Genomic DNA, 951 nt, shown 5'->3' with positions numbered 1-951 from the left:
GCGGGCCGCGTGCACCCACTGCGCGATCCGCGTCAGATGCTCCCGGCGGCCGGCGAACGGCCCCTGCGGGTCGGGGAGATGGCCGAACGACTGCTCCAGCACCGACCTGCGGCGTGCCGCCGCGCTGCGGTCCGCGCCGCGCAGCCGCGGCGCGGGCGCCGCCGCCTTCTTCGCGGGCCGGGCCGCCGCCGACAGCATCCGCTGCTGGTCGAGGAACGGACGTATGCCCCGCACCTCCAGGGCGGTCAGCCACTGCAGGCGCAACTGCTCCGGTCCGCCCGGCTGACCCGCCGCCCCCGCCCGGCGGTGCGCGGCCGGCCAGTGCGACGCGGTCACCTTCGCCACCGTGGTCGCGGCCCCCGCGACCGCGACCACGGCGCCCGCGCCGAGCGCGGTCCCGGTGGCCGTGCCGAGCGCCATGTCCGCCCCCACGGCCGCCGCGGCGGCGACCGCGGTCACCAGGGCGGGGGTGCCGACGTGCCGCCGGGAGAACCGCTCGGACAGCGGCAGCGCACCGGCCCGGGCCTCGTCGAGCGCCCGCTCGTACGCCGCGTACTCCTCGCCCGCGCTCGCGGCCATGGTGTCGAGCTCGTCCCGGGCACGGGACAGCAGCAGCTGCCCGTCGGTCCGCCCGCCGCTGCGCCGCACCTCCTCTTCCACGGCCCGGCCCAACAGCCGTTCCGCTTCGGCCCGATGGCTGTCCCGCATCTGCGTCCCCCGTCCCCCGGGAAGAGCCCGGTTCCCGTGTGCTACCCATCTGTCGCACCGTCAAGTGTCGTCGTCACGGGGAGGAAGTGCGAGGGGTTCCGGGTCGCACTGGCCGGCCGCGCACCGCCGGGCGGGGGCGGCGGGTCAGCCGGGCGGACCGGAGCAGTTGCGCCTGCAGTGGCTGACCGCCCTGGAGGTGCGGGGCATACGTCCGTTCCTCGACCAGCAGCGGATGCTGTCGGC

1 pseudogene is annotated in these 951 nt (G+C 77.6%); it reads right to left on the bottom strand.

The window, feature by feature from the left end:
• A pseudogene (locus EAO77_RS37245) lies at positions 1–708 on the bottom strand (hypothetical protein); the annotation flags it as partial.
• Positions 709–951: the final 243 nt, after the last annotated feature.

Source organism: Streptomyces sp. T39 (assembly GCF_008042045.1).
In the GTDB taxonomy this organism is placed as follows: Bacteria; Actinomycetota; Actinomycetes; order Streptomycetales; family Streptomycetaceae; genus Streptomyces.
The sequence above is the reverse complement of the archived record's forward strand: the minus strand, read 5'-3'. Positions and strand labels throughout refer to the sequence as shown.